Here is a 25,745-nt window from a genome sequence, read left to right on the forward strand (position 1 = left end):
GGGCCGTTTTTTACCCGGGCGTTTTTCCACACGGGCCGAAAGGAGACCGGCATGGCCAAAGCAGCCGGTGACGGTCGGCGTACCGTGTTCAACGCGGCCAGTTCCAACGATCCGCGGCGTCTGCTGGTCGCGTTGCGCAACCAGATCGCCGCGGCCATCGACGAGGGCGTTCCCCCACGCGACCTCGCGTCGCTCTCGAAACGTCTGGTGGACATCAACAACGAGATCCGCGCGCTCGACGAGCGGGACAGCGCGAAGGAGAACCCCATTGTCCAGGCGTTCGGAATCCGCGACCTGCCCCTGTCCGATCCCGGGGGCCAGTGAGCTCGTCCTGCCCGAGGGCATGGCGGCCACCAGCGAGCCGAGCCTGAACGCGTTCGTGGAGGCGCTCGGCTACCGGCTCGACCCGTGGCAGCGGGCCATCAACCGGTACGCTTTGGCCAAGCGCGACGACGGCCTGTGGGCGGCGCGCAACGTGGACATGAGCGTCCCGCGCCAGACCGGCAAGACGTTCGACGTGGGGTTCGTGCCGTTCCACCGGTGCATCCGCAACCCCGGGTTCACCGCGATCTGGACCACGCACCATTTCAGCGTCACGCAGGACACGTTCCAGACATTGCGCGACATCGCGCTCATGGACGAGATGGAACCGTTCGTGGACCCCGACCACGGGATCCACTCCGCCGCCGGCAAGGAGGCCATCTACTTCCGCAACGGCAGCCGCATCGCGTTCAAGGCCCGCGAGAACGGCGCCATCCGAGGGTTCAAGAAGGTCGGGCTGCTCGTCCTGGACGAGGCCCAGCATCTGACCGACAGCGCCCTCGCAAGCGTGCTGCCGACCCAGAACCGCGCCGACAACCCGCAGACCTGGTACATGGGCACGCCGCCCGGCCCCGACCAGCAGGGCGCCGTGTTCGCCCGCCACCGCGCCAACGCGCTGGCCCACCGGTCGAAGCGCAGCCTGTACGTCGAATACTCCGCCCAACGCGGGTGCGACCCGCTCGACCGCGACCAGTGGATGCGCGCCAACCCGTCCTACCCATCGCACACCAGCGACGAAAGCATCCTCAACCTGTACGAGCAGCTCGCCGCCGACGACTTCCGCCGCGAATGCCTCGGCATCTGGGACGACGTCGCGTTCCATTCCGCCATCGACCCCGACCAGTGGACGGCCGGCCTGACCGACGCGCGCTCCGAACGCCCCGGACACTGGACCGCGATAGGCGTGGACATGCCGCCCGACCGCGGCTCGCTCGCCATCGGCGCATGCCGCGCATGGGACGAGGGGCCCGCGCATATAGAGCTCGTCAAGTTCAAGGACACGCGCCACCACGGCACGCAGTGGGCCGTGGACTGGATCGCGCAGCGCTGGCCTCGCATGGCGGCCGTCGTCATCGACGCCCAATCCCCGGCCACCGTGCTCGTGCCCGACCTCAGACGCATGGGCGTGCAGGTCACGCTCACCGGCCCCACCGACATGGGACGGGCCGTCGGCCGTTTCCAGGACATGCTGCGCGACCGGCGTCTCGCCCACATCGCGCAGGCCCCGCTCGACGAGGCCGTGGCCGGATGCTCCACCCGCCCCATCGGCGCGAGCGGCGCGATGGGATGGAACAAGCTCGGCTCGGACGTGGACATCAGCCCGCTCGTGGCCGTGACCCTCGCCCTGCACGGCGCCATGACCAGCCTCCGACGCCCCGGACAATCCCGAAGGATGATACGACTGCCATGATCAGCTTCCCCGACACCGTCACCGGCCTGACCGACGGCGAGCAGCGCCTCTACCGGTTCCTCCTGGACCGCCTGCGCCGCAAGCGCGCGCGCAACCGGCTGCGCTCGACCTACTACGACGGACGCAACCGGCTCAAGGACATCGGCTACGCGCTGCCCGCCATCGCCAAGGACGTGTCCGTCGTGGTCGGCTGGCCCGAGAAGGCCGTCGAAGGCCTCGCCAACCGCGTGCGCCTCGACGGGTTCGCCGCCGACGACGGCAACCAGCTCACCGACCTCGCCGACCGGATCGTCGACCTCAACGACCTGGCCGGCCTCGCCCAGAGCGTCCACACCGACGCGTTCGTCCACTCGTGCAGCTTCGTGGCCGTCTACCCCGGCGACACCACGACGGGCGACCCGGACGCGATCATCCAGGAATACACCGCCGACACCGCCACCGGCATCTGGGACCGACGCCGACGCCGCCTGTCCGCCGCGCTCCTGTTCGACACCAGCGACGACTACCGTCACGTCACCGGCGCCACGCTCATGGACTACGAACACACCGTCACCATCGAACACGACGAACGCGGCTGGCACGCGTCCAACCGCTGGGACGACGGGTCCGGGCGCATACCGTGCGAACTGTTCGCGTTCAAACCCGACAGCAAACGCCCCTTCGGCCGCTCGCGCATCAGCCGCACCGTCATGAGCCTGACCGACAGCGCCGTACGCACGTTCCTGCGCGGCGAGATCCAGGCAGAACTGTACAGCGTGCCCGCACGCTACTTCATGGGCGTGAGCCAGGACATGTTCACCGACGAGAACGGCGACCCCGTCCCGCAGTGGAAGATCACCCTCGACCACGTGCTCGCCCTGCCTCCCAACCCCCAGACCCAGCAGAACCCGACCGTCGGCCAGTTCAGCCAGGCGTCGTTCGAACCCCACATCGCCCAACTGCGCCAGACCGCCACCATGTTCGCGTCCGCGACGAGCCTGCCGCCCGACGCGATGGGCGTGCTCACCGACAACCCCTCCAGCGCCGAAGCCATCGACAAGGCCAACAAGGAGCTGTGTCTGCTCGCCGAGGAATGCCACACCTGGTTCGCCCGCCCATGGGAGCACATCCTGGAACGCGCCCAACGCTTCGCCGGCACGGACGGCGACGTGCAGGCCCTCCACCCCCAATGGCGCAACCCCAGCACCCCGTCCAAGGCCGCCGCGGCCGACCTCGCCCTCAAACTCGTCCAAGGCAACATCCTGCCCGCCGACAGCGAGGTCACCTACGACATGCTCGACCTGACCGACCAGCAGCGCCGCACCCTACGCGCCGAAGCACGACGCAAACGCGCACAACAAGCCATCGACCAGCTGAAAGCCACCGCACAGCACACGCAGGAAGGCGACCCCAATGAACCTGCAACCACCACAGAACCGACAGGAGGAACTCCAACGACTGCTTGACGCAGCCTACAAGAACTACACCGACGACCTCGACAACCTGACCGACGCCGCCACCGACGACATCGAAACCGCCATCGCCAGAAACGACCTCGACATCAAGGAACTCGTCAACGACTACACCAGCCAAGCCTCGCAACTGGCCGACGACTACTACGAAACCATCCGGGAACTCTGGTCCACATACACCGACACCGAACTGCCCTACCACGAAACACCCACCATCGACCCCGACCGCATCCTATGGCAGGTCCAAGGAGGCTTCTCCAACACCGACTTCAACGGCCTGACCTACACCCAAGTCAAAAACGGACAATCCCGCGCCGGCATGACCATCGACGACCTCTGGCCCGACCTCACCAACATCGACGACGCACAACAGCTCATCGCCGACATGATCCACACCTCCAACCGGCTGACCATCCAACGAAACATGCGCCAAGACCCCACCCACCCACGATGGGCGCGCATCCCCCAAGGACCCAAGACCTGCGCCTTCTGCATGCTGCTCGCCTCACGAGGCTTCGCATACACCAGCGAGGAAACAGCCGGCCACACCAAAGGAGGCAACTACTACCACCCCAACTGCCGCTGCACCGTCATCCCCACCTGGGGCCGACAACAACTCCACGGATACGACGAAACCAACCTCAAACAAACCTACGAAACCATGAAGGCGCTCGCCGACAAGGAGTACGGCGGCGATCTGCTCAAGGCATACCGTTCCACACCGGGCCTGTGCACGGATTCGGTTGTTCCGGACAGCCTCAAGAAGAGTCCGGGCCGTCCGCCGAACTTCGATCCCGACCGACCGTTCCGTTCGTTCCTCGGCAGCAGTTCGCTGCGCGAGGCGGTGTCGGGCACCAATCCGCACTTCGGGGAGGGGCCCGAATACGAGAACAACTGCCAGCGTTGCGTAGTCGCCTATGAAATGCGCCGCAGAGGGTTTGCGGTCAGGGCGATGCCCCGTCCCATGAACCCCGACGGGACGCCTGCCAACGACACCGACACCAACCGTTGGCAGACCGCGTTTCGGTCCGAATGGTTCGATTGCGGTCAGGGTTCGGGGAAAACCGACGTCCTCCGCCGCATGGACGAATGGGGCGTTGGCAGCCGCGCGATCGTCGAAATCACATGGAAAAACGGTTTTCGGCATGTCTTCGTGGTGGAGAACCTGAAACACGGCGTGCAATTCCTCGACCCGCAAACCGGCAATATGAACGTTTCCAGATATTTCGATATCATCCGGCCCGGAGCCACCCGTATAATGAGATGCGACAATGCCGCACCAACCGCGCTCGTGCGCAAATACTGCAAGGAGGAGTGACATGGACGTCCATGAGGCCATGAGGCTCGCCGATCGCGTCTACCCGAACATGGGGGTGTACGGCGCCGCGCAGAATGATCTCGCGTGGATCTTCGGCCTCGATTTCAAGACGGCCGAAGCCCATCCATCCGAAGTCGGACTCCCACAGATCGCAGTGGATAAGCAGGACGGGTCCATACACCAGCTCACCCCGGGAACCGATGTCTTCTGGCATTACATGACGCCCGACACGGAAGAGATGTCGTTACCTGCGCTTTAGCGCAAGCAGCGACATCCTCTCAATAACCACCCTCATACGGGTGGTTTTTTTATACCCAAAACCAAGCCAACCCAAAGGAGTAACCCATGTATCGCAACAGGCATCTCGCCATGCGTCTCAGGCACGTCATGCGCATCGACGGCGGAGACCCCGCCGGCGGCACCGACCCGAAAGGCGGCACCGACCCGAAAGGCGGCACCGATCCGGACGGCGGCGAGGCCACGGCCAAGCGACTGGCCGAATTGGAGGCCAGGCTCGCCGACTGGGAGCAGGTCAAGGCCAAGGCCGACAAGTGGGACGCCCACGAAGCCGCCGGCGACGACGACAAGGACGGCGATGCGATCGACAAGCTCAACGAGCGTCTCGCCGCGATCGAGAAGGAACGCGACGAACTCAAGGCCACGCAGGCCCGCCGCGACCTCGTCGACAAGGTCGCCCAGGCCACCGGACTGGACGCGCACGCCGTCGCCATGCTCAACGGCGACGACGAGAAGACCCTGACCGACGCCGCCACCAGCCTGCTCGCCCTCATGTACGACAAGGCCAAGGCGTCCAAGCCGCGCGGCCCCAAGCCGCCGCGCACCGACCCCGTCGGCGCGGACGAATCCATGAGCCCCATGGACCGCATGCGCGCCGCCTACGCCAACTAACCACCCCTTAATGAAAGGAAGCCACCATGGCACTCACCCTGGCCGAAGCGGCCAAACTCTCCACCGACGACCTCCAGAAGGGCGTGCTCGAAATGTTCGTGCAGGAAAGCCCCGTCCTCGACCGCATCCCGTTCCTCGATATCGAAGGCAACGCGTACGCGTACAACGAGGAGGCCACCCTGCCCGGCGTCGCGTTCCGCAACGTCAACGAGGCGTACACCGAATCCACCGGCACCGTCAACCAGAAGAGCGAGAAGCTCGTCATCCTCGGCGGCGACGCCGACGTGGACCGGTTCATCCAGCAGACCCGCAGCGACCTCAACGACCAGCGAGCCACCCAGACCGCCATGAAGGTCAAGGCCATCTCCTACAAGTTCCAGGACACGTTCTTCAACGGCAGCGTGAAGACCGACGCCAAGAGCTTCGACGGCCTCAAGACCCGACTGACCGGCAACCAGGTCATCACCCCCAACGCCAACGGCATCAAGGTCCTCGGCAACGGCGGTACCGACGTGCACACGTTCCTCGACGCGCTCGACAGCATGCTGGCCGCCGTGCCCGGCATCAACGCCACCAACGGCGCGATCTACATGAACAGCCAGATCATGGGCAAGTTCCGCAGCGCACTGCGCCACATCGGCTACGACACCACCCTCCAGCAGGACATCAACGGCAAGCGCACGCTCATGTGGAACGGCGTGCCCGTGCTCGACGCCGGCACCAAGACCGACGGCACCATGGTTCTGGCCGCCAACGAGACCGTCGGCACCGCCACCACCACGACCAGCGTGTACGCCGTGCGCTTCGGCGGCGACGAGGGCGACCAGGCCGTCACCGGCCTGACCAACGGCGGCGTCATGGTCGACGACCTCGGCATGCTGCAGGACAAGCCGTCCTACCGCACGCGCGTCGAACTGTACTGCGGCCTGGCCGTGTTCGGCGGCAAGGCCGCGGCCCGACTGGCGGGAGTGATCAATGGCTGACATCGACACCGACATCCTCGACCAGCCCGACGCCCCGACCGACACCGGCGACGCCACCGGAGACACGCCCCCGGACAAGGCCGCGCCCGGCCGCAGGACCGGCAAGGCGAAGGCCAAACCCGCCACCGCGTCCGACGCGGCACCCTCCACGGCCATGCTGCGCATGGAATCCTGGGAACAGGACGACGCCGACGGCGTACGCGTGCGCATCGAACGCGACATGGACACCGGTGAACTGACCGTCACCCCCGTCGGGGAGGCGTGATGGACGCGCCGTCCGTCACCGTCGACCAGCTCGAAAGCGGATGGCGCGCACTCTCCCTAGAGGAGCGGGTGCGCGCGCAGGTACTGCTCGAACGCGCCTCGCGCATCATCCAGGCCGACTGCCCCGGCTGGCGGCGTGCCGAGACACGCACGCCCGGCCTGTTCGCCGACACCTGCTGCGACATGGTCAAACGCGCCATGACCGCCGGCACGCTAGGCGCGCCCGAGGGAGTCAGCCAGATGAACTCCACCACCGGACCGTTCACCGAGGGGTACACGTTCGCCAACCCCATGGGCAACCTCTACCTGCTCGACACGGAGAAACGACGCCTCAACGGCGGCACGGCCCGCGCCTTCCACATCCGCATGACAGGAGGCAATGCATGAACGCCGCCGAAACCGTCGCGTTCCTTCGCTGCGAGACGACGCTGAGCCACGGTCTGCGCGCCGCCGGCCAGCCCACCACGCTCGGATCCATGCGCGTGCTGTGCGCGCCAGGACAGTACGAGCGTGCGACGCAGGCCGGGCGGACCGTGGCCACGAGCGGATACGACCTGTACCTACGGGGCGCCCCCGCGTTCGCGGTGCGCATCGGGGACAAGGCCGTCATCCGCGACGAGACGCTCACGGTCACGCACACGCCGGAGGAATGGCGCCGCGGCGGACGATGCGTCGGCGTCCAATACCACGTCGAACGGGAGGAGGACCTGTGAGCCGCAACGTCAAGGTCGTGCTCAACCGCAGGAACGTGTCACGCCAGCTGCTGCACAACAAGCAGCTCCTCGACGAGGTCCAATACCAGATCGAGGGCATGGCCGAGGCCCACGACAGCATCAAGGTGTACCGCAACGAGGACGGGGAACGCGGCAACGTGGTCGCCACGATCCCCATGCCGGTGGAGGACGCGCACCGCGGACTGATGAGCGACATGCTCGGCAAGGTGCGGATATGACCCCGTCGCTCATCGGCATCGACCCCTCCGACATGATCGCCGACCTGCTCACGGCGGGACTGCCTCACGCCGCAGTCGGCTGGGACATGCCCCCCGGCGGCGGCCCCCGAGTGTTCCTGACGCTCTCCCCGGGCGCCATGCCCACGCCCGTCACCCAACGCATGACCCTCACCCTGAGCTGCTACGCGTCCCAACCCGACGGCTCATGCGACTGGCGGACCGCCCGCACGCTGTTCGCGGACGCCGTACGACGGCTCCTCGCCGCGTGCAGAACATATCCGATCGTGGACGCCGCCGTGCAATCCGGCCCCATCCGCCAGCACGACACGGCACTCCACACCGACTACGCATACGGCGCGGTCCTCCTGACCGTAGCCGCCCGATAACGAAAGGACAAACCATGGCAGACGCCAAACTCGAAAAGGCGCTCCTCGCCGCCGGCGCCACCGGCCTCGACTTCGCCGCCGGCAACAACGCCGACCTCGTCAAGCTCATCAAGGAGGCCGCGATCTACCAGTACGACGTGGCCGAGGACATCAGCTTCTCCGCATCCTGGACGCCAGGAAAGGACAAGCTGCCGTTCGGCTACATGAGCGAGGACGGCATCACCATCCACCCCGAAGCGGGCGACAGCAACGACTTCACCGCCCACAACGGCGACACACCCGTCACCTGGAACTCCGGAGGCTACTGGACCATCCAGTTCGTCGGACTCGAGGACAAGGACCTCGTCGTCGAGACCTACTTCGACACCAGCAAGGCCGAGGACGGATCCCTGACCATCAGCTCCGCCGAATGCAACACCTACCACCAGTACGTCGTCGCCGGCCTCACCCAGACCGAGGACCTCATCCTCCTGCACCTGCCCAAGGCCAAGGTCAACGAACGCGAGGACATGACCTGGAACATCAGCAACCTCATGAACTTCGGCATGACCCTGCGCGCCTACAAGACCGCCAAGCACCCCTACTTCATGAAGGCCTACGGCTTCGGCAAGGCCGCCTGAAAGGACCCGACGTGAACGAACGCGAATACGCCTCCATCACCCCCGAACTCATCGCCGACCAGGGCGACACGCGGCCCGTGCGCATCCAGTACGGCGACGTGCGCATGGACCTGCCCGCCTCGACGACACACGCAGCGTCCCCATGACCGTCCTCGCCATGGGCCTCAACGTCGTCTCACGCGGCTGGGACAACCTCGACCAGGAGGAGCGGATCGGCGCACTGAGCGTCTTCCTCGCCTACCTCCTGCGCGAATACCCCAGGCTCGAACGCGAACTCGACCGCAAAAGCGGAGACAAGATCAAGGACATCGGCCGCATCATCGCCGAATGGTGCCGGCAGTCGGACGCCGACCCAAAATCCTGATCCTCCTGCACCTGTGGGCCGAACACCGGCCGGCCCTCCAATACGACTGGCATCGGGCGTGGGGCGGGCCTCTCGACCCCGGCCGGACCCCCGCATACACGGCATGGCCCATGCTCAAGGAGATCCTCAAGGACCACTCCAGCCACGCATGGGCCGCGCTCGCCCGATACTCGTACGTCCCCGACACCGCCGAACTGCTCGTCCACGCCGCCAACCAGGGGCAGTCCGGCTCCAGGACCACGCCGGCCTGGCTCAGACCCGGCCCCTTCGACCGTCCCGGCAGCGGCCCGGCGCGCCCCCACGACAAGGCCCTGCAGGACAAGCTCAGACGACGGCTCGGCATCGACACCGGACCTAAGGAGGATTGACCATGGCGCAGGAGCTCGGCGTCGGCTACATCATCATCAGCCCCTCCACCAAGGGTCTGGGCAAGGCCATCGAAGGCAGCATCGGAGACGGCGCCGGCAAAGGCGTCGCCAAATCGTCCAAGACGATCCTGACCAGACTGTCCGGCACGTTCACCAAGGTCGGCAAGATCGGCGTGGGCGCCATCGGCACCGTCACCGGTGCGCTCACCGGGCTGGCGGCCAAGGGCGGCTTCGACCGCGCCCTGAACATCGAACGGGCCCAGACCAAGCTCAAGGCCCTCGGGCACGACACCAAGAGCGTCGACGGCATCATGAACGACGCGCTCGCCTCGGTCAAGGGCACCGCGTTCGGCCTGGGCGACGCGGCCAGCGTCGCGGCCGGCATGGTCGCGTCCGGCGTCAAGCAGGGCAAACAGCTCGCCACGGTGCTCGCCACCGTCGGCGACGTGGCCCAGGTGTCCGGGCGCAGCTTCAGCGACATGGGCCTGATCTTCCAGCAGGTCGCCGCCAAGGGCAAGCTGCAGGGCGACGAGATGCTCCAGCTCATGCAGTCCGGCATCCCCGTCCTGCAGTACCTCGCCGACCACTTCAAGGTCACCAGCGCCGAAGCGCAGGACATGGTGTCCGCCGGCAAGGTCAGCTTCGAGGAGTTCGAGGAGGCGATGCGCGAACATCTCGGCGGCGCGGCCCAGTCCGCCGGCGAGAGCTTCGACGGCGCCATGGGCAACGTCAAGGCGGCGTTCTCCCGACTCGGCGAGACCGTCGCCACCCCCGTCATCCAGGGACTGACAGGCCTGTTCAACCAGGCCATCCCCATGATCGACGGGTTCACCGCGCAGGCGACGCCCATCCTCGAACGCGTCGGAGACGGCCTGCGCACAGGCCTCGAACAGGCCCTGCCCGCCGTGCAGGACGCCATGGAGCACGTGGGCGTGCTGGTCGCCGCCTGCGACGATCTGGGACACTATGCGGAGGCCGCCGCCACGGCGCTGGGCGGGCTCGCCGGAGGGCTGGCGGCCATCAAGACGAGCCAGGGGATCGTCGCCGCCGCGCAGTCGTCGCGTGACCTGGCCGCCATGCTGCAGCTGGCAGTCGACCCGGCCGCCGAGGGAGCCAACACGCTCATCCGGCTCTCGAACGCCGCCAAGGCGTACGACGGCGTCGCCTCCGGCCTCGTCGGAACCATCGGCGGCATGTCCGGGAAGCTGGGAGGCATCGCCGCGGCCGCAGGCAAGGCCGGTGGCGGGCTCAAGGGCCTGTCCTCGGCGCTCGGACTCGGACCGTGGGGTCTCGTCGCCGCAGGCGTCGCGACCGTGGCCGGCGCACTGGCCGCGTTCTTCACACAGACCGAAACGGGCCGCGCCGCATGGGACGGCCTCGTCGAGCTCCTGCAGCCGCTGTGGCAGACCGTCCAGGACGCCTGGCAGTCCGCATTGCCGGCCCTGCAGGACCTCGTCCAGTCGTTCGGCGACACGATCTCCGGCATCGCGTCCACGACCGGCCCGGCTCTCGGCGAGCTGGCCGCGACCGTCGGGCCGATGCTCTCCGCGTTCGCGGACGCCGTCGTGACGCTGCTGGCGCCGATCAGCGCGAACCTCCCGGCCCTCGCCGCGGCGTTCCAGGACCTCGGACAGGACATCGCCGGCGCGGTGCAGGCGTGCACGCCCGCGTTCCGGCAGCTCGCCGACGCGTTCACCCAGGCATGGGGGCAGATAGCACCGGCTCTCGGAGACCTCGCCGCCACGGTCGCCCCAGTCCTCGCCCAGATCGCGGGACTCGTCATGGACCTGGTGGCCCAGCTGGCCGGGCCTCTGGCCACGGTCCTCACCGCCGGCGCCGGCGTCATCGCCACGATCGTCGCCGCAACAGCCGGACTCCTGCCTCTCATCGGACAGATCATCGCGTCGGTCGCGTCGGTCATGACGGTGGTCGCCGCACTGGCCGCGAACCTGATCGGCGCGCTCCTGCCCGTCATCACCGGCATCATCAACGGGGTGACCGCGCTCCTGCCCGTCATCTCCACGGCCGTGACCGCGATCCTGGGCGTCGTCACACCGGCGGTGACCATGATGGCCGGCATCATCCAAGGCCTCCTGACCACATTGCAGGGCGTCATCAACTTCGTGACCGGAGTGTTCACCGGCGACTGGTCTCAGGCTTGGGAGGGCGTCAAGCAGATCTTCTCCGGCGTCTGGCAGCAGCTCACCAGCCTCCTGACCGGCGCGTGGAACATGATCCAGGCCATCATCCGCGGCGGCCTGGCGACGCTCCTGGCCGCATGGACGGCCGGATGGAACGCCGTCGGCTCGTTCTTCACGAGCATCTGGACCGGGCTGAAGAACGCCGCATCCGCCGGCGTCGACGCGGTCGTCCGAGTCGTCACCGGCATCCGCTCGCGCATCACCGGGTTCTTCTCCGACGCCGCGTCCTGGCTCGTCGACGCCGGCGGGAACCTGCTGCGAGGCCTGTGGAACGGCATCAACGACGCGGTCGGATGGGTCGTCGCCCAGATCGGCGGACTCAAGGACGCGATCGTGGGCGGCATCAAGAAGCTCTTCGGCATCCACTCTCCGTCACGGGTCATGCGCGACGAGGTCGGCATCATGATCGGCAGAGGCCTGGCCGAAGGCATCCGCCGTAGCGAGACCCTCGTCGGCAAGGCCGGCGACCGCCTCGCAGCCGCCGCCATGCCCGACCAGATCCCGCTGCCCGCGTTCGACGACGGCGGACTCGCCACGACGGTCCGCCGCGCGATGGCCTCCTACCGGGTCGACATGACCGTCGGGGACGCTGCCGGCGGCCGTGACGCCGCATCCATCGGACGGCAGACCGTGGTCTACCTGACCTACAACGGCGCGACGTCCACGCCGTCCGACCGGGTGGCCGGACTGCTGGAACTGCTCGGCGACGAACTCGAACACTCCCTCCAGACCGCATAAACCGCATAAAGGAGAACAGCATGGCCGACGGATACGGGAACATCGTGAACAACGCGTGGCGCTGCTGGTGCGCCGCATGGGTCGTGTCCGAGACGGACACGACCGCGACCATCAGGGTCGAGGCGCGCCAGCAGACCGTGAACGGGTGGACGCTCGTCGGCTGGGCGTCGGCCAGCGTGTACTGCGACGGCCAGACGGCCGGCGGCAACAGCGCGAGCCAGACGATCCCGACGAACGGGTACGCGACCCGCTACTCGCGCGATTTCACGGTCTCGAAGACCTCGTCGTCTCGCAACGTGTGGTGCTCCGCGTCGGTGTCGTGGAACGGCACCGGCGCCGGTTCGAGCAACGCGGGCGTGAACGTCGCCATCGTCGGCATCCGCTACAAGAAGCCGAACACGCCGTCCGACCTGTCGATAACGCGCGTGGACGACACGGCCGCGAACCTCACGTGGCGGAACAATCCCGACGCCGGGGCGCTCAAACCGTACGCGCAGGTCATCATCGACAAGCGCACGCTGACCGGCGGCGGCTCGTGGGGCGCGTGGGGCACGCTCGCCACATTGGGCGGCACGACGACGAACTACAAGGCCGCCCTCAAGTCGAACTGTCGCTATCAGTTCCGCATCCTCGCGCGCAACACCGCCGGGGACAGCGCGCACGTGGAGACGCAGATCATCTCCACCACGCCCGCCGCGCCGAAGAGCGTCACCGCGGTCAAGACCGGTACGGGCACGGTCGCGATCACGGCGGACGTGTCCAACTCGACGCCATCGTGGGTGACGTGCTGGCGCACCTCGGACGGCGGCAAGACATGGACGTCCCTGACCAAGACCGTCGCCGACGCGGTCATCCCCTCCAACGGCAAGGCGATCATCACCGACACGGCGGCACCTGCCGGCACCATCCAGTACCGGTGCTACGTGCGGCGCCGAATCATCGGCGACGGCAAGATCGATGATCTGACACAGACGCTCGTGTCCTCCACGGCCACCGTGTCGAACGCGGTCACGACGATCACACCACCGCTCGCACCGACCGTCACAACCCCGCAAGCGGGGGCGGTATACGCCAATCCGGCGACGGTACGCGTCCAATGGACGGCCAATCACCCGGACGGGTCCGCCCAGACCGCCGCGCAGGTCGAGGCGACCGACCCGGACGGCGGCACCCGGACCGGCGACGTGACATCGGCCGACCATTACGACCTGTGGTGCGCGACCAGCGGACAATGGTCCGTGCGCGTACGCACCAAAGGCCTGCACGCCGACTGGGGCGCATGGAGCACCCCGGTCGCGGCCACAATCCACTATCCGCCGACCGTCGTCATCACCGCACCCAGCGATGACATCACCGCCAGCCCCTTCGACGTGTCATGGAGCGTGTCCGACCGGACCGGTGTGAGCGAGCAGACCGTCACCATCAGCGGCGACCGGGGACAGGCGACGCTGACCGTCCCGCCAACGGAGAGCGGTGTCACGGTCACGGCGGGCGACTACCTGCCCGCCAACGGCGAACGGGTGACCATCAGCGTGCGCGTGCGCGGCGGCAGCGGCCTGACCGGCACCGCCAGCATCCTGCGCACGGTCACCTACACGCCGCCCGCCGCTCCATCCATCACCATCACCATCGACCATACGGACCTCAGCGCCGTCTACCGCGTCGACACCGGTGAGGCATCGGGCACGACGCCCAAGACGGACCATATCCTCGTACGCCGCATCATCGACGACGACATCCTCGTCATGGCCGACGCACTCGCCCCCGGACAGCAGACCATCGACAGGCTCCCGCCCCTGCGCCTGCCATACACCGTCGAGGCGATCGCCTTCGCAGCATCCGGAGCCACGAGCTCCAGCGTCGAGACCGTGACCATCGACACCGACCGATGCTGCCTGAACTTCGGCCCGGACGCCGCGGAACCACTGCCGGTCGGAGGCGGACTGCAGATCAGCGAGAAGCCCGTCACGGCGACCGAGGAATACCATTTCGCCAACGGCGACGACGGCCTGCCATACAGCTACCAGCTGCACGACCTCGACAACACCGTCAGTGTCACCAGCCGATACGACTGGCAGGACGGAGACCTGTACCGCACCATCCGACGACTGTCCCGCCGGTACGCGTACGCATGGTTCCGCAACCTCGACGGCAGCCGCATCCGGGCGAAGACATCCATCAGCCAGAAACTATCCGCCGAAGGCCCGCTCGTCGACCTGACCATCGATCTGACCGAAATCAACTGGAAGGAACCGTCCTGATGGACCAGTCGCATCACACCATGGAGTACACGACACGGATCCGCGTCATGCGGGTCGACCGGCTCACCGGACTTGAGACCGGCGTCGTCCAAGGAATCGAACGCGGAGGATCCATCACCCGCAACCAGGACACGAGCATCGGCGAGACCGCCAGCCTGACCATCGCCGGCGACCTCGACCTCGGCACCGACCTGGTGCGCATTTGGGCCGACCTTGACTATGAGAACGGCGACACGGAATCCATCGCCCTGGGCACGTTCCTGCCCAATGCCGCCAAACGCGAGATCGACGGCGGCGCCGACTCCCAGCCGCTCGACCTATACGGGCGTCTGCGCGAACTGCAGGACAGCGGGTTCCCCACCCCCGTCACCCTCGCGGCGGGAAGCGATCCCATGGCATTCATCGAGGAGCAGATCCGCGAAAGCGGACTCGGCATCGCCCCTCATGATGAATGCACATGGCGCATGGGCGACCAGTGGACGTTCGGCATGGACGATGACACGCGCTCCTCCAGCCGACTCAACGCGATCAACACTCTCCTCGACCTGATCGGCTGGCAGTCGGCGCGAACCGACCCCATGGGCAGTGTCGTCCTCCAGCCCTACACGCGCCCGGCCGACCGGGCCCCCGCATGGACATTCCGCGAAGGCGGAGGCGCGCGGTTCCTGCGCAGCATGACCGACGAACGCGACTGGTTCGACACCAAGAACGAGATCATCGTGATCTACACCGGACAAGACCGCGATATCCGGGGCCATGCACTCGACGACGACCCGGACAGCATGTTCAGCACCGTCTCCCGAGGCCGGACCATCAGCGACACCGTCGTCTACAACGACGTCCCTGCCAACATGACCGACAACGAACTGCAACGCATGGCCGACGACAAAGCGAGCGAACTGCTCGCGACCGCGCAGGCCGTCATCCGCCGCATCACCTTCACCCACCTGTACGCGCCGATATCACCGGGCGACGTAATCACCATCGACTACCCGAGCGGACAAGTCAACGGCGATTTCAGCGTGCGAACCCAGACCATCTCACTGACGGCGGGCCTGCCCGTCGAATGCGAGGCGAAGAGCTTCAGCCGATGAAAGGACCAGACCATGGACTCGACCAGTCAGACCGAAGAGCGCATCGTGCGCAAGGTCGCGCAACGGCTCGCCGGACAGCTCGCCGCGACGTTCCGGCAACGGGACACCGTGACCATGCGGCGTGCAACCGTAACCGCGATTCACCTCGACGAGGGGATTCTGACCGCCGACCTCGACATGGCCGGGACGACGCTCCACGGCGTGCCCATGACCATCGACTGCGCCGCAGTCGAAAACGGCGATCGCGTCATGGTGGAGACCTATGCCCACCAGTCGATTGTCACCGGGGTGCTCGCCCGGTCCTCGGACAAGTACGAGTTCGTGCGCAGTGTCCAGTGGAAGCCCCCGTACGGGGAGACGTCGATCCGCCTGTACCGGGTGGGGAACATGGTGTGTGCGACCGGTCTGGTGAAGTTCATGGCCAGCGGCGAGATCAACGATTCCAAGCACAACGAAATAGTCCCGGCCGGATATCGGCCCGCGGTCGACGACGCGACCATCGTCAGCGGCGCGAGGAGCACGCTGTGCTTCTCGGTGAAGAAGAACGGGACCGTGTACGGGCGCGGCAACAGCAATGGGGCGTATACGAGCCTGACCGGCAGCTGGGGCACGCTCGACCCGCTGCCCATCTGACAAGGAGACACATATGACTTTCGTGCATTTCAATTTGACGGATCCGCAGGGCGCGCCCCTGTCGGGTGCGGTGGCGTGCGTGCCGACGCGGCGTGTGACGGTCGGGTCGGCTATCCGTCTGCCGGTCCCGGTATCGGTACCGCTGACGGATGGCGAGGCGACGGTGGAGCTATTGCCGTCCACGACCCAATGGGCGTGGCGTGTGAGCGAGCTGGTGTCCAAGGGCTTGGTCCGCTATGTGGCCGTGCCTGATGAGGTCGGCATGGTCGAATACGCCTCATTGGAGGGTATCGACCCGGCGACGCTCGACGTGGACAGCGCCACTTTGGCCGCGTGGGAGCAGACCACACGCCAGGCCCAAGCGGCCCTCGACGGCATCCGTGACGTGGGCGAGAGCGTCGAGCGCGCGGAGAGCGCCGCGACGGGCGCGGAGCAGGCGTTGGCGACGGCGAAATCCTTCGATCTGACCGTCGGCTCGGTCCGTGTCACCGACAGCGTGGACGAGGCCGGTGCAAGCCTGCACGGCGACTGGCCGTCCAAACAGCTCGACATGGTGATTCCCCGCGGACCCAAGGGAGAGCAGGGAGAGTCTGGCGAGCGTGGCGTGGAAGGCCCGCAGGGACCGCGCGGAGAGACGGGCGCGCCCTTCGGCATCGCCAAGGTCTACGCGTCGATGGACGCCATGAAAGCCGACCATTCCAATCCCGCCATTGCCGTCGGCGCTTTTGTGATGATCACGACTGATTCCATCGAGGACCCGGAGAACGCGACGCTCTGGGTCAAATCCCAGACGGAGTGGACGTATATCACGGACATGTCCGGTGCCACGGGTCTCCAAGGTCCGCAGGGTCCGCAGGGCATCCAAGGCCCGGAAGGCGACAGGGGCGAGACCGGCCCGCGGGGAGAGCAGGGCGCGCCCGGTCTGGCCGCGACCGTCCACGTCGGCACCGTCACAACGCTGGCTCCCGGAGAGTCGGCCACGGTGTCCAACACGGGCACCGCGCAGGATGCGGTCCTCGCCTTCGCCATCCCGCAGGGAGCCAAGGGAGATCAGGGCGACCCCGGTAAGGACGGCATCCAGCTCCACATCTCCGACACCCTAGAAGAGGGCATCGCGTGGAGCAAGGAGCATCCGGACGATTTCGTTGCGGTGCTGGAGGAGGTGGCATCGTGACGCTTTTGCATGACGGCAGGCGTGTGGACGCCGTGTGCCTGCAAGGCAGGACCGTGGGCATGTGCGCGCAGGGTCGCGTGGTCGTGCCAGCTCACAGGCTGACCGTCCGACCCAGCACCCGCGGGTATGGCGTGGCGGATCTGCTTGACCGCGGGCGGCACGTCGCCACGCAGATTCTCCAATGGCCGCTGCTGTCATCGAACAGCTCTCCCGACACCTATCCGATACCTCAGACGGAGGCCGCCGGTACGAGGACGTTCCTTGATGGGGGCGGCCTCCAGTTCGACGCCGGATACTCCCCTTATCCGCTGAAGTGCAGACAGAATTCGAAGTGGTCGAAAGCCGACGCGTGGGAGGGCGTGGACAAGGTCACGGCGTTCACGGTTTTCGAACTCCTGACGGAGATCGACCCGACCGCCGCACACCCGGTCATGTCGATGATGTGGAACAACACCAGTGCCTCGCCCGCTCAGACGGTGGATGAGATAGACCTGTCCGAGCCCGGCTATTACGTCGCCGCCCGCGAGTTCGACGTTATCCACAATCCCGCAGGCAGCCTGATGGTCTCTTTCTCGACGATGTTCGCGTGGGATAAAGCCAAGCGTCCGGGCGTGTGGCGCGTCTGGGCGCAGGGCGTCATTCCCAGTGACGAGTATGCGGCGATGCGCGCGTGCGGGGTCGAGTGTTTCGGCCCGCAGGGCATCCGCAAAATAGGGGGGGGGGCTTCCTAGCCCGCCTTCTCCGGCGACTGTGTGGGAGCTGGCAGCATGAGCCGGCTCATCACACACGGACAACAGGTCGCGCACGTGCTGATGGATGGGCGGCGTGCGACCGTCATCCACGACGGACAGGTGCTGGTCTGGGACCGGGCGAATCTCGTGCCACGATTCGCGCCCATCACCGCGTCGGGCGTGAGCTGGACGTTCGACGGGACCAGCTACCACTGCGTCGGCACACCGACCGCGTGGGGCAGTATGAAGAGCAAGCCCATCGCTTTGCAGGCGGGACGCTATTCGCTGGCTCGCACCGTCGGATGGCGGAATGGCGTGCTGTATCCGGAGATACGCGTCAGCCGTCTGGATGGCACGTCATTCAATGAGTCTCCCAAGATCGGCGTCTTCGACGTGGACCACGAGCAGACCGTGAGTGTGACTCTCGTCCACGCGCCCAAAGTGGTTTTGGACGACGACATCATCCCCATCCTGCAAAAAGTGGATTAGCCTCCTGCGGGGTGATGCCATGAGCATCATCCTGCAAGGCAGACGACTCGTCGGAGCCTGCGCGCGGGGGCGTCAGGTGTCGCATCTCATCATGGGCGGGCAGGTCGTGTGGCGTGGGCGGTGGAACCTCATCGCCAATCCCGGATTCGAGGATGACAGTGCATGGGCGCTGGGGGTCTTCACCTCCTACGTCACATCCGACAAGACGCTACTGCCTCATTCCGGACGTCGATTCCTCTCCGGGCTCATCGAAAACGACTGTTGCGCGTCTCAATCGGTCGCCATCCCGGAGGCCGGAACCTACGAGCTGGCCGCATATTTTGCGTCCGGCGCGATTGACCGCAGTCACATGCTCGCCGTCTACGACGCCGACGGCCAAACCACGCTCGCATCCCAATCATGGGAGCGTGCGTCCGCCGTTATGACATGGGAGCGACGCTCACTATCCGTGACCATTCCCACGCCGATGACCGTCCAAGTGCGACTCGGCGGAAACTGGCCGCGCATCGATGACGTCTCCCTGGTCCGTATTGCCTGACCAACCATCACATCACATCGATTCGAGGGAGGAGCCATGACTTGACCCCGATCTGGGTGACCATCCTGGTCGCCGTCATCACATCCACCGGCGGCGCCATCGCCGGAGCCGGACTCAAACAACTCGACCGACTGTCACGACTAGGCGGTCTGGCGGATCGGCTCGATCGGGTCGACGCGGAGAACCGTAAGCGCGACGAGCATTCCAGGCTCGTCGATGACGCGCTCAAGGCCTTGCTTTTCGACAAGATCGCCCGATTGCACGCGGATACCGTCGAACGCGGGCGTCCGGTGCCCACGCCGGTCAAGACGCGCGTGGACGCCGCGTACGAGGCGTACGCCGCCCTGGGCGGCAACGGCGTCGGCAGGCATTACAGGGACGAGATGATCGCCGCCCACGCCGCCGACCCGACCGACTAGTCCACGGATTTACCCGAAGCCCCGACCATCCCGGCCGGGGCTTTTCCATAATCACAGAGAGGAGACAAGGTGCACCATCACAGCACCATCACCACCAGCACGCGCGGCCATCCGCCGCTCATCACCCGACTGACTGGGCTGCTGCTCGCCGCGACCGTCATGCTCACGTCGGGCGTGGCCATGGCGGACACGGGCATGGACGTGTCCAAATGGCAGGGATGCGTCAGCGCGTCCGCCGCCGCCCAGGCCAAGGCCGGCGGGGCCGCGTTCGCGTTCGTCAAGGTCAGCGAGGGCAACGGGTACACCGACAGTGTGGCCGACTGCACCATGCAGGGGCTCGCGTCGGCCGGCATCCGCCGCGGCGTCTACCACTACGCGCGCCCCGATCTGGGCAACACTCCCGAGGCCGAGGCGGACTGGTTCGTCAGCCAGACGCGCGGCTACATCGGCAAGGGCGTCATCCCGGTCCTCGACTGGGAGCCCGGCGGCTCGTACAACACGTGGACGTGGTGGGCCAAGCGCTGGCTCGACCGCGTGCAGGCCGCGTGGGGCGTCAAGCCGCTGATCTACATGAGCGCATCGGTCATCAAGGCCGGCGACTGGCGCGCGGTCGCGAACGCGGACTACGGCCTGTGGGTCGCCGGCTATCCGGCCGGCTACACGCAGGACAGGCTGCGCGACCCCGGCGCGGTCCCGTACGACGTGAGTCCGTGGAAGTTCGCCGCCGCCTGGCAGTACTCGTCCTCCGGGCGCGTGCCCGGCGTGGGCGACCGCATCGACGTGAACTGGTTCTACGGCGACGCGGCCACATGGGCAAAGTACGCGGGCGCCGAGCACGGCACGAACGCGAACCCGACCCCGAGCACGCCGGCCGAGACGCCCCAGCAGGGCGCGCCGACCGGTGACGTGGAGTCGCTGGCGCGCGCCGTGATCCGCGGCGACTACGGCAACATGCCGCAGCGCAGGGTGCTGCTCGGCAGCCGCTACGACGAGGTCCAGGCGCGCGTCGACCAGATCCTCGCCGGCAACGCGCCGACGTCTCAGACCACCGGGCAGACTGCGGCCACGCGTGTGACCGTGCGCGCCGGTGACACGCTCAGCGCGATCGCCGCCCGCACGGGCCTGTGGCCGTTGAGTGCGTGGAGCGTCCCGTCGGGCGACCGCAACCGGATTTATCCGGGTCAGACGGTCGTCTACACGGGATCCGCCACGACGTCGCAGGCGCCGGCCACGTCAGGTCATGTCGTGCGCGCGGGCGAGAGCCTGTGGTCGATCTACGGGACCGGATGGAGCGCCGCCGCCGCGCGTAACGGCATCTCGGCCCCGTACGTCATCTACCCGGGGCAGGTGCTCCGATAACCCGTGGCCGGCTGTCGGCATCATCGCCGGCGGCCGGCACCTCAGAGAAAAGAGATGTCATCATGACCGATGAACAGGAACTGTCCGCCATCGCCCGCGGTCTCGCCGGCGACGCCCCGACACCCGACATACCCGCCGCCGAGACGACGACGCAGGACGTGCCGGACTGGCTGATCCCGGACAAGCTGTATGACGTGCTCAAATGGTGCGGCCTCGTGCTGCTGCCCGCCTTGGGCGTGCTTGTGCAGACGCTGGGCCCGGTGTGGGGCTGGTCGTGGGCCGACGCGGCCGCGACCACGCTAGACGCGATCGGCCTCGCCGTCGGCGTCGTCATCGGCGCCAGCGCACTCAACGCCCGACGCTCCACCAAGTAATCAATGCGCCCGCTCCCATCACCGGGGAGCGGGCGCATTTTTGCGTTCCTCCCACGGCCGGACCTCCGCCATTTTGCCCACATTTTGCCCACATCATCGTCATAAAACCCCGAAAAACACCGTAAAAACCTGAAAAACAGAAAAGCCGCAATCCCTACTGCGGTAAGGGATTGCGGCTATTTTCCAATGATGTGGAATGGTCGGACCGGCGGGATTTGAACCCGCGACCCCTTGACCCCCAGTCAAGTGCGCTACCAAACTGCGCTACGGTCCGAACTCGGCGCTATCAGCACCGAGTAGATAAGTTACTATATATGTCCGGTGTTGTAAAACCGGCGTGTCGAAATTCTTGCAGACCACCACACAAATCCACATCGGACAGCAGGAAAAGACAATAAAGTAGGTCAATCATCGAGGCGAAACGCAATATCGAGAGCAACTATTGACAACTTTGATAATACCGACTTCTGAACCGACGATCAATCCCTTCACCCTATTGCCGAGGCCTCAATACCCGTCGCCACCATCCGAAAAGCGTTCGCCCGCTCCCCGCGAGCGCCTTTGTCCTATTTCCAGTCAGGCGTGACCTACAGTATATTCGTGGTAACTGCTACGACGCCGTACGACGACGATGGGAGTCACGTATGAACATGCAGAGGGTTTCCGTCCGTGGTCTGTCCATCCTCATCCCGCAGATGCTGGACAGGTTGGATCGGCTGCCGGATGATCCGCCGGAGATGACGGCGTTTGCGGGTCAGACGGGGCAGGCGGCCTGTGTGGTGTTCCTGCAGCCGATACCGCCAGACCGGTCCATGCCGTTCGGAGACGAACGGGCCGTGGTCGACGGGATCCATCGGACGCTCGCCGGCGATCAGGGGCTGATCGAGGTCGTCGGCGGCACCGCTGATTCCGGTCGGAGCGTCATGTGGAGCATCGTCAAGACGGTCTCGCAGGAGGACGGCGTTCAATATGGTCTGACGCTGCATCTTGACTGCGCCGGTTTCGTGGTGCAGGTGCAGGCGTTCGCGAGTGAAGTCGGCGTGACGGGGATCCGTGAAGCGCAGGTATACGAGTTCGCGCGGCAGCATGGGTGGGTCGATGAACACGGCCACGGCTGGGCGAGGGACCCGTATGATGACGGCTACGGGCGCGGCGTCCTCATGAACCTCTCCGAGGATGACGGATTCGACGATTCCTTTCCGGAGCATCCGCTATCGGTCGTCAGGGCATTCGTATCGGCGTTCGTGGGATGCAACTAGATAGCGCGAGGGCGGGGTGCCGTGGTTTCGGAAAACCGTGGCACCCCTCCCTCGTCATATGCACTGCGCATATTGCGCATGCTGTGCGCGTTACTTGCGCTTCTTCTTTTCGCGGATGTTGACCGAGATCTGGATCGGCGAGCCTTCGAAGCCGAATTCCTCGCGCAGGGAGCGTTCGAGGAAGCGGCGGTAGCCGTGCTCGAGGAAGCCGGTGGCGAAGATCACGAAGCGCGGCGGGCGCGTGGACGCCTGGGTGGCGAACAGGATGCGCGGCTGCTTGCCGCCTCGCAGCGGGTGCGGGTGGGCGGCCTGGATCTGGCCGAGGAACGCGTTGAGCTTGCCGGTGGGGATGCGCTTGTCCCAGGATTCGAGGGCCTGGTGCATGGCGCGCGACAGGCGGTTCGTGTGCCAGCCGGTCTTGGCGGACAGGTTGACGCGCGACGCCCAGGTGACGCGCGTGAACTCGGTCTTCCACAGGCGTTCCATGCGCTGGCGGTCGAACTCGTCCATCAGGTCCCACTTGTTGAACACGAGCACGATGGCGCGGCCGGCGTCGACGGCGGAGCTCATGACCTTGAGGTCCTGGTCGGAGATCGGCTGGGATGCGTCGAACAGGACGAGCGCGAGTTCGGAGCGTTCGATCGCGGCCTGGGTGCGCAGCGACGAGTAGTATTCGGCGCCGGACAGCTTGTGCAGGCGGCGTTTGATGCCGGCGGTGTCGATGAACAGCCAGTCCTCGCCGTCGACGCGCACGATCTGGTCGACCGGGTCGCGCGTGGTGCCGGCGAGGTCGTTGACGACCGCGCGCTCCTCGTGCGCGAGCTGGTTGAGCAGCGACGACTTGCCGACGTTCGGTCGGCCCACGAGGGCGACGCGGCGCAGGTCGGTGGGGGTGAGGAAGCCGCTCGTCTTGTCGGCGCGGCGCAGCGAGTCGAGGGCGGCGTCGAGCAGGTCGCCCACGCCGCGGCCGTGCATCGCGGAGATCGCGTACGGTTCGCCCAAGCCGAGCTTCCAGAATTCGGCGGCCATGTATTCGCTGATCGAATCGTCGATCTTGTTGACGGCGAGCGTCACCGGCTTGCCGGCGGCGCGCAGCATCTTCACGATGCGCTCGTCGGTGTCGGTCATGCCGGTCTGCGCGTCCACGACGAACACGACCGCGTCGGCCAGCTGCACGGCGATCTGCGCCTGCGAGGCGATGGCCGAGTCGATGCCCTCCACGTCGGCCTCCCAGCCGCCCGTGTCGACGAGCTTGAAGTCGGTGCCGGCCCATTCGGCGTCGTAGCTGACGCGGTCGCGCGTCACGCCCGGCGTGTCCTCCACGACGGCGGCGCGACGGCCCAGGATGCGGTTGACGAGCGTGGACTTGCCCACGTTCGGCCGGCCCACCACGGCCAGCACGCCCACGGCCTTCGGACCGTCGTTGCGGGTCGAGGCGTCGAGCACGCGGCCCGACACGAGCGCCTCGTCGGCCTCGTCGAGCTCGTAGTCCTCCAGATTCGCCAGGTACTGCGCGTACTCCTGCTCCTCGATCGCCTCGTCGACCAGGGCGACCAGCGCGTCCAGCGTGCCCTCGAAGTCCAGGTCGGAGTTGTCGAGCGTGGTCACGCCGTCCGCGGCGGTCATGAAGTTCGTGACCTTCGCGTCCGCACGGTCGCGCGCGGCCACGTCGTCGGCGCCCACCGCGCCCGCGGCGGCGGACTGGCCGCTGCGGCGCGCCTGACGCACCTCCTCGCGCGCCGTCATCAGCACGCGCACCTCTGCGTCCGGGGCGACCACGGTCGTGATGTCGCGGCCCTCCGCGACGACGCCCAGACCGCCCGAGAACGCGTCGGCGGACGCCTCGCGCGCGATCATCGCACGCTGCGCGGCGACCAGCAGACGACGCACCGGGATCACGTTCGACACCTTCGACACGTGCGCCGACACCTCGGCCGAACGGATCGCGTCGCTGATGTCCTCGCCGTCGCACAGCACGCGCGGATCGTCCGGATCCACCGTGATGTCGAAATGGCCGTCGGTGAAGAACGCGCCGACCGTCTCGGTCACCACACGCTCGTCCACCTGCTCGGCGTCCAGGTCGACACCCCGGTTCAGGCACCACCACGCGCACGCGCGGTACATCGCACCCGTATCCAGATACGCGAACCCGTAGTACTTCGCCAGCGCCTTGGCGGTCGACGACTTGCCGACCCCGGCGGGACCGTCGATGGCAACCCGGATCACAGGCCCACCGCCTTCGACAGGGAGCGCACCTCGGCCTGCGAGAGCACCCGGTACGAGCCCGACTTCAGCTCGCCCAGCTTGATCGGGCCGATCTGCGTGCGCACCAGACGCTTCACCGGGAAGCCGATCGAACCGAAGATGCGGCGCACAATGCGGTTCTTGCCCGAATGCAGCACCACCTTCACCAGCGTCGTGTCACGGTTCTGGTCGATGATCGCGCACTTGTCCAGCTTGATCCAGCCGTCGTCCAGCTGCACGCCCGTCGTCACCAGACGACGGCACACCGTGCCGCTGATCTTGCCCTGCACCGTCGCGATGTACGTCTTCTCCACCTCGTACTTCGGATGCATGACGTGCTGGCTCAGCTCGCCGTCGTTCGTCATCAGGATCAGGCCCTCCGACTCGTAGTCGAGACGGCCCATGTGGAAGATCCGGTCATACTTGTCGCCCACGATGTCCGCAAGCGTGTAACGGCCCTTCGGATCGTCCATCGCGCTGAGCACGCGACGCGGCTTGTTGAGCGCCAGCGTCACATGATTCGGGTCGACGCGCACGCGCGACCCGTCCACACGCACCTGCTGGCGCTTCGGATCGACGCGGGTGCCCAGCTCGGTCACCAGCTCGCCGTCGATCTCGACACGGCCGTCCGTGATCATCTCCTCGCACTTGCGACGCGAACCGAAACCGGCCTGCGCCAGCAGCTTCTGCAGGCGGATGCCCTCGTTCTCGTCGATATGATGCGCCTTCGCGGCGCGGGAATATGCGTTCGGCATCGTTCTCCCAACGTGGCCATGCGCGCCCGAGGCGCGCCCATTGACATATTGCATACGGCCCCCGGCGGCACGACCGCCGCCCGAAAGGGCCCGGACCATTGTACGACCACCCCTGTACGGCCACCCCTC

The 25,745-nt window shown here is 66.6% G+C and carries 30 protein-coding genes and 1 tRNA gene; 28 read left to right on the top strand and 3 right to left on the bottom strand.

The genetic code is table 11. The annotated features are described in order from the left end of the window. Positions 1-51 precede the first annotated feature (51 nt). The 27 genes from D2E24_RS08665 to D2E24_RS08790 all read left to right on the top strand — a co-directional run bounded on the left by D2E24_RS08665 (position 52) and on the right by D2E24_RS08790 (position 21,358). Entirely contained in the window at positions 52-324 is a 273-nt protein-coding gene (locus D2E24_RS08665; RefSeq protein WP_241222940.1) for a hypothetical protein, read from the top strand. Beyond that, complete coding sequence (locus tag D2E24_RS08670) at positions 269-1,732, top strand: phage terminase family protein (protein WP_241222941.1); 1,464 nt, start codon at positions 269-271, stop codon at positions 1,730-1,732. The genes D2E24_RS08665 and D2E24_RS08670 overlap by 56 nt, the downstream gene beginning before the upstream one ends. Then, the gene (locus tag D2E24_RS08675; protein WP_125968939.1) at positions 1,729-3,177 is read left to right on the top strand and encodes a phage portal protein; all 1,449 of its coding nucleotides are present in this window, start codon (positions 1,729-1,731) and stop codon (positions 3,175-3,177) included. Before D2E24_RS08670 ends, D2E24_RS08675 begins: the two co-directional genes overlap by 4 nt. Beyond that, on the top strand, positions 3,125-4,501 hold the full coding sequence (locus D2E24_RS08680) for a VG15 protein (protein WP_125968940.1): 1,377 nt from the start codon (positions 3,125-3,127) through the stop codon (positions 4,499-4,501). Before D2E24_RS08675 ends, D2E24_RS08680 begins: the two co-directional genes overlap by 53 nt. Before the next feature lies 1 nt (position 4,502). Then, positions 4,503-4,760 carry a hypothetical protein gene (locus D2E24_RS08685; protein WP_125968941.1) on the top strand — a complete coding sequence of 86 codons (258 nt, stop codon included), beginning with the start codon at positions 4,503-4,505 and terminating at the stop codon, positions 4,758-4,760. A gap of 86 nt (positions 4,761-4,846) precedes the next feature. Further along, complete coding sequence (locus tag D2E24_RS08690; RefSeq protein ID WP_125968942.1) at positions 4,847-5,410, top strand: hypothetical protein; 564 nt, start codon at positions 4,847-4,849, stop codon at positions 5,408-5,410. 26 nt (positions 5,411-5,436) lie between these two features. Then, positions 5,437-6,393: a major capsid protein gene (locus D2E24_RS08695; RefSeq protein ID WP_125968943.1), complete on the top strand. Its 957-nt coding sequence runs from the start codon at positions 5,437-5,439 to the stop codon at positions 6,391-6,393. Continuing rightward, the gene (locus D2E24_RS08700) at positions 6,386-6,658 is read left to right on the top strand and encodes a hypothetical protein (protein WP_125968944.1); all 273 of its coding nucleotides are present in this window, start codon (positions 6,386-6,388) and stop codon (positions 6,656-6,658) included. Before D2E24_RS08695 ends, D2E24_RS08700 begins: the two co-directional genes overlap by 8 nt. Continuing rightward, positions 6,658-7,044: a Gp19/Gp15/Gp42 family protein gene (locus D2E24_RS08705; protein ID WP_125968945.1), complete on the top strand. Its 387-nt coding sequence runs from the start codon at positions 6,658-6,660 to the stop codon at positions 7,042-7,044. The genes D2E24_RS08700 and D2E24_RS08705 overlap by 1 nt, the downstream gene beginning before the upstream one ends. Continuing rightward, entirely contained in the window at positions 7,041-7,370 is a 330-nt protein-coding gene (locus D2E24_RS08710; RefSeq protein WP_125968946.1) for a hypothetical protein, read from the top strand. The genes D2E24_RS08705 and D2E24_RS08710 overlap by 4 nt, the downstream gene beginning before the upstream one ends. Further along, positions 7,367-7,609 (top strand): hypothetical protein, encoded by a 243-nt coding sequence (locus D2E24_RS08715; RefSeq protein WP_125968947.1) that lies wholly within the window; start codon positions 7,367-7,369, stop codon positions 7,607-7,609. Before D2E24_RS08710 ends, D2E24_RS08715 begins: the two co-directional genes overlap by 4 nt. Then, entirely contained in the window at positions 7,606-7,995 is a 390-nt protein-coding gene (locus tag D2E24_RS08720; RefSeq protein WP_125968948.1) for a hypothetical protein, read from the top strand. Before D2E24_RS08715 ends, D2E24_RS08720 begins: the two co-directional genes overlap by 4 nt. Before the next feature lie 14 nt (positions 7,996-8,009). After that, a complete protein-coding gene (locus D2E24_RS08725; protein WP_125968949.1) occupies positions 8,010-8,615 on the top strand; it encodes a hypothetical protein in 606 nt (201 codons plus the stop codon). An 11-nt stretch (positions 8,616-8,626) separates the two neighbouring features. Then, positions 8,627-8,761 carry a hypothetical protein gene (locus D2E24_RS10730; RefSeq protein WP_277594840.1) on the top strand — a complete coding sequence of 45 codons (135 nt, stop codon included), beginning with the start codon at positions 8,627-8,629 and terminating at the stop codon, positions 8,759-8,761. Continuing rightward, positions 8,758-8,979 carry a hypothetical protein gene (locus D2E24_RS08730; RefSeq protein ID WP_125968950.1) on the top strand — a complete coding sequence of 74 codons (222 nt, stop codon included), beginning with the start codon at positions 8,758-8,760 and terminating at the stop codon, positions 8,977-8,979. The genes D2E24_RS10730 and D2E24_RS08730 overlap by 4 nt, the downstream gene beginning before the upstream one ends. Beyond that, the gene (locus tag D2E24_RS08735; protein ID WP_125968951.1) at positions 8,943-9,347 is read left to right on the top strand and encodes a hypothetical protein; all 405 of its coding nucleotides are present in this window, start codon (positions 8,943-8,945) and stop codon (positions 9,345-9,347) included. Before D2E24_RS08730 ends, D2E24_RS08735 begins: the two co-directional genes overlap by 37 nt. Before the next feature lie 2 nt (positions 9,348-9,349). Next, positions 9,350-12,286: a tape measure protein gene (locus D2E24_RS08740; protein ID WP_125968952.1), complete on the top strand. Its 2,937-nt coding sequence runs from the start codon at positions 9,350-9,352 to the stop codon at positions 12,284-12,286. 20 nt (positions 12,287-12,306) lie between these two features. Further along, the gene (locus D2E24_RS08745; RefSeq protein WP_125968953.1) at positions 12,307-14,547 is read left to right on the top strand and encodes a fibronectin type III domain-containing protein; all 2,241 of its coding nucleotides are present in this window, start codon (positions 12,307-12,309) and stop codon (positions 14,545-14,547) included. Further along, positions 14,547-15,641: a hypothetical protein gene (locus D2E24_RS08750; RefSeq protein ID WP_125968954.1), complete on the top strand. Its 1,095-nt coding sequence runs from the start codon at positions 14,547-14,549 to the stop codon at positions 15,639-15,641. The genes D2E24_RS08745 and D2E24_RS08750 overlap by 1 nt, the downstream gene beginning before the upstream one ends. A 12-nt stretch (positions 15,642-15,653) precedes the next feature. After that, complete coding sequence (locus D2E24_RS08755; protein WP_125968955.1) at positions 15,654-16,274, top strand: hypothetical protein; 621 nt, start codon at positions 15,654-15,656, stop codon at positions 16,272-16,274. Positions 16,275-16,287: 13 nt separating this feature from the next. After that, complete coding sequence (locus D2E24_RS08760) at positions 16,288-17,448, top strand: collagen-like domain-containing protein (RefSeq protein WP_125968956.1); 1,161 nt, start codon at positions 16,288-16,290, stop codon at positions 17,446-17,448. Continuing rightward, a complete protein-coding gene (locus D2E24_RS08765) occupies positions 17,445-18,179 on the top strand; it encodes a hypothetical protein (RefSeq protein ID WP_125968957.1) in 735 nt (244 codons plus the stop codon). Before D2E24_RS08760 ends, D2E24_RS08765 begins: the two co-directional genes overlap by 4 nt. A gap of 36 nt (positions 18,180-18,215) precedes the next feature. After that, on the top strand, positions 18,216-18,668 hold the full coding sequence (locus D2E24_RS08770; RefSeq protein ID WP_125968958.1) for a hypothetical protein: 453 nt from the start codon (positions 18,216-18,218) through the stop codon (positions 18,666-18,668). Between the two features lie 19 nt (positions 18,669-18,687). Next, positions 18,688-19,206: a hypothetical protein gene (locus D2E24_RS08775; protein WP_125968959.1), complete on the top strand. Its 519-nt coding sequence runs from the start codon at positions 18,688-18,690 to the stop codon at positions 19,204-19,206. A gap of 41 nt (positions 19,207-19,247) precedes the next feature. Next, complete coding sequence (locus tag D2E24_RS08780) at positions 19,248-19,625, top strand: hypothetical protein (RefSeq protein WP_125968960.1); 378 nt, start codon at positions 19,248-19,250, stop codon at positions 19,623-19,625. A 69-nt stretch (positions 19,626-19,694) separates the two neighbouring features. Then, positions 19,695-20,984 carry a GH25 family lysozyme gene (locus D2E24_RS08785; protein ID WP_125968961.1) on the top strand — a complete coding sequence of 430 codons (1,290 nt, stop codon included), beginning with the start codon at positions 19,695-19,697 and terminating at the stop codon, positions 20,982-20,984. Positions 20,985-21,046: 62 nt separating this feature from the next. Next, entirely contained in the window at positions 21,047-21,358 is a 312-nt protein-coding gene (locus tag D2E24_RS08790; RefSeq protein WP_125968962.1) for a phage holin, read from the top strand. Between the two features lie 197 nt (positions 21,359-21,555). On the opposite strand, the gene D2E24_RS08795 is transcribed toward D2E24_RS08790, so the two are convergent. After that, positions 21,556-21,632, bottom strand: a tRNA-Pro gene (locus tag D2E24_RS08795). 370 nt (positions 21,633-22,002) lie between these two features. Here D2E24_RS08795 and D2E24_RS08800 point away from each other — a divergent pair. Then, positions 22,003-22,617, top strand: coding sequence for a hypothetical protein (locus D2E24_RS08800; protein ID WP_125968963.1), 615 nt, complete (start codon positions 22,003-22,005; stop codon positions 22,615-22,617). A 90-nt stretch (positions 22,618-22,707) separates the two neighbouring features. Here D2E24_RS08800 and der read toward each other — a convergent pair whose 3' ends face one another. After that, positions 22,708-24,843 (bottom strand): bifunctional cytidylate kinase/GTPase Der, encoded by a 2,136-nt coding sequence (der, locus tag D2E24_RS08805; RefSeq protein WP_125968964.1) that lies wholly within the window; start codon positions 24,841-24,843, stop codon positions 22,708-22,710. After that, positions 24,840-25,616 carry a pseudouridine synthase gene (locus D2E24_RS08810; protein WP_125968965.1) on the bottom strand — a complete coding sequence of 259 codons (777 nt, stop codon included), beginning with the start codon at positions 25,614-25,616 and terminating at the stop codon, positions 24,840-24,842. Before D2E24_RS08810 ends, der begins: the two co-directional genes overlap by 4 nt. Between the last annotated feature and the right edge of the window lie 129 nt (positions 25,617-25,745).

The sequence above is a fragment of the Bifidobacterium samirii genome, from assembly GCF_003952945.1.
GTDB classification, from domain to species: Bacteria; Actinomycetota; Actinomycetes; order Actinomycetales; family Bifidobacteriaceae; genus Bifidobacterium; species Bifidobacterium samirii.

Bases quoted from the DNA above. Each gene is read 5' to 3' on its own strand.
- D2E24_RS08665 (WP_241222940.1), top strand. From the start codon at position 52: ATGGCCAAAGCAGCCGGTGACGGTCGGCGTACCGTGTTCAACGCGGCC.
- D2E24_RS08675 (WP_125968939.1), top strand. From the start codon at position 1,729: ATGATCAGCTTCCCCGACACCGTCACCGGCCTGACCGACGGCGAGCAG.
- D2E24_RS08680 (WP_125968940.1), top strand. From the start codon at position 3,125: ATGAACCTGCAACCACCACAGAACCGACAGGAGGAACTCCAACGACTG.
- D2E24_RS08685 (WP_125968941.1), top strand. From the start codon at position 4,503: ATGGACGTCCATGAGGCCATGAGGCTCGCCGATCGCGTCTACCCGAAC.
- D2E24_RS08690 (WP_125968942.1), top strand. From the start codon at position 4,847: ATGTATCGCAACAGGCATCTCGCCATGCGTCTCAGGCACGTCATGCGC.
- D2E24_RS08695 (WP_125968943.1), top strand. From the start codon at position 5,437: ATGGCACTCACCCTGGCCGAAGCGGCCAAACTCTCCACCGACGACCTC.
- D2E24_RS08700 (WP_125968944.1), top strand. From the start codon at position 6,386: ATGGCTGACATCGACACCGACATCCTCGACCAGCCCGACGCCCCGACC.
- D2E24_RS08705 (WP_125968945.1), top strand. From the start codon at position 6,658: ATGGACGCGCCGTCCGTCACCGTCGACCAGCTCGAAAGCGGATGGCGC.
- D2E24_RS08710 (WP_125968946.1), top strand. From the start codon at position 7,041: ATGAACGCCGCCGAAACCGTCGCGTTCCTTCGCTGCGAGACGACGCTG.
- D2E24_RS08720 (WP_125968948.1), top strand. From the start codon at position 7,606: ATGACCCCGTCGCTCATCGGCATCGACCCCTCCGACATGATCGCCGAC.
- D2E24_RS08725 (WP_125968949.1), top strand. From the start codon at position 8,010: ATGGCAGACGCCAAACTCGAAAAGGCGCTCCTCGCCGCCGGCGCCACC.
- D2E24_RS08730 (WP_125968950.1), top strand. From the start codon at position 8,758: ATGACCGTCCTCGCCATGGGCCTCAACGTCGTCTCACGCGGCTGGGAC.
- D2E24_RS08735 (WP_125968951.1), top strand. From the start codon at position 8,943: ATGGTGCCGGCAGTCGGACGCCGACCCAAAATCCTGATCCTCCTGCAC.
- D2E24_RS08740 (WP_125968952.1), top strand. From the start codon at position 9,350: ATGGCGCAGGAGCTCGGCGTCGGCTACATCATCATCAGCCCCTCCACC.
- D2E24_RS08745 (WP_125968953.1), top strand. From the start codon at position 12,307: ATGGCCGACGGATACGGGAACATCGTGAACAACGCGTGGCGCTGCTGG.
- D2E24_RS08750 (WP_125968954.1), top strand. From the start codon at position 14,547: ATGGACCAGTCGCATCACACCATGGAGTACACGACACGGATCCGCGTC.
- D2E24_RS08755 (WP_125968955.1), top strand. From the start codon at position 15,654: ATGGACTCGACCAGTCAGACCGAAGAGCGCATCGTGCGCAAGGTCGCG.
- D2E24_RS08760 (WP_125968956.1), top strand. From the start codon at position 16,288: ATGACTTTCGTGCATTTCAATTTGACGGATCCGCAGGGCGCGCCCCTG.
- D2E24_RS08770 (WP_125968958.1), top strand. From the start codon at position 18,216: ATGAGCCGGCTCATCACACACGGACAACAGGTCGCGCACGTGCTGATG.
- D2E24_RS08775 (WP_125968959.1), top strand. From the start codon at position 18,688: ATGAGCATCATCCTGCAAGGCAGACGACTCGTCGGAGCCTGCGCGCGG.
- D2E24_RS08790 (WP_125968962.1), top strand. From the start codon at position 21,047: ATGACCGATGAACAGGAACTGTCCGCCATCGCCCGCGGTCTCGCCGGC.
- D2E24_RS08800 (WP_125968963.1), top strand. From the start codon at position 22,003: ATGAACATGCAGAGGGTTTCCGTCCGTGGTCTGTCCATCCTCATCCCG.
- D2E24_RS08810 (WP_125968965.1), bottom strand. From the start codon at position 25,616: ATGCCGAACGCATATTCCCGCGCCGCGAAGGCGCATCATATCGACGAG.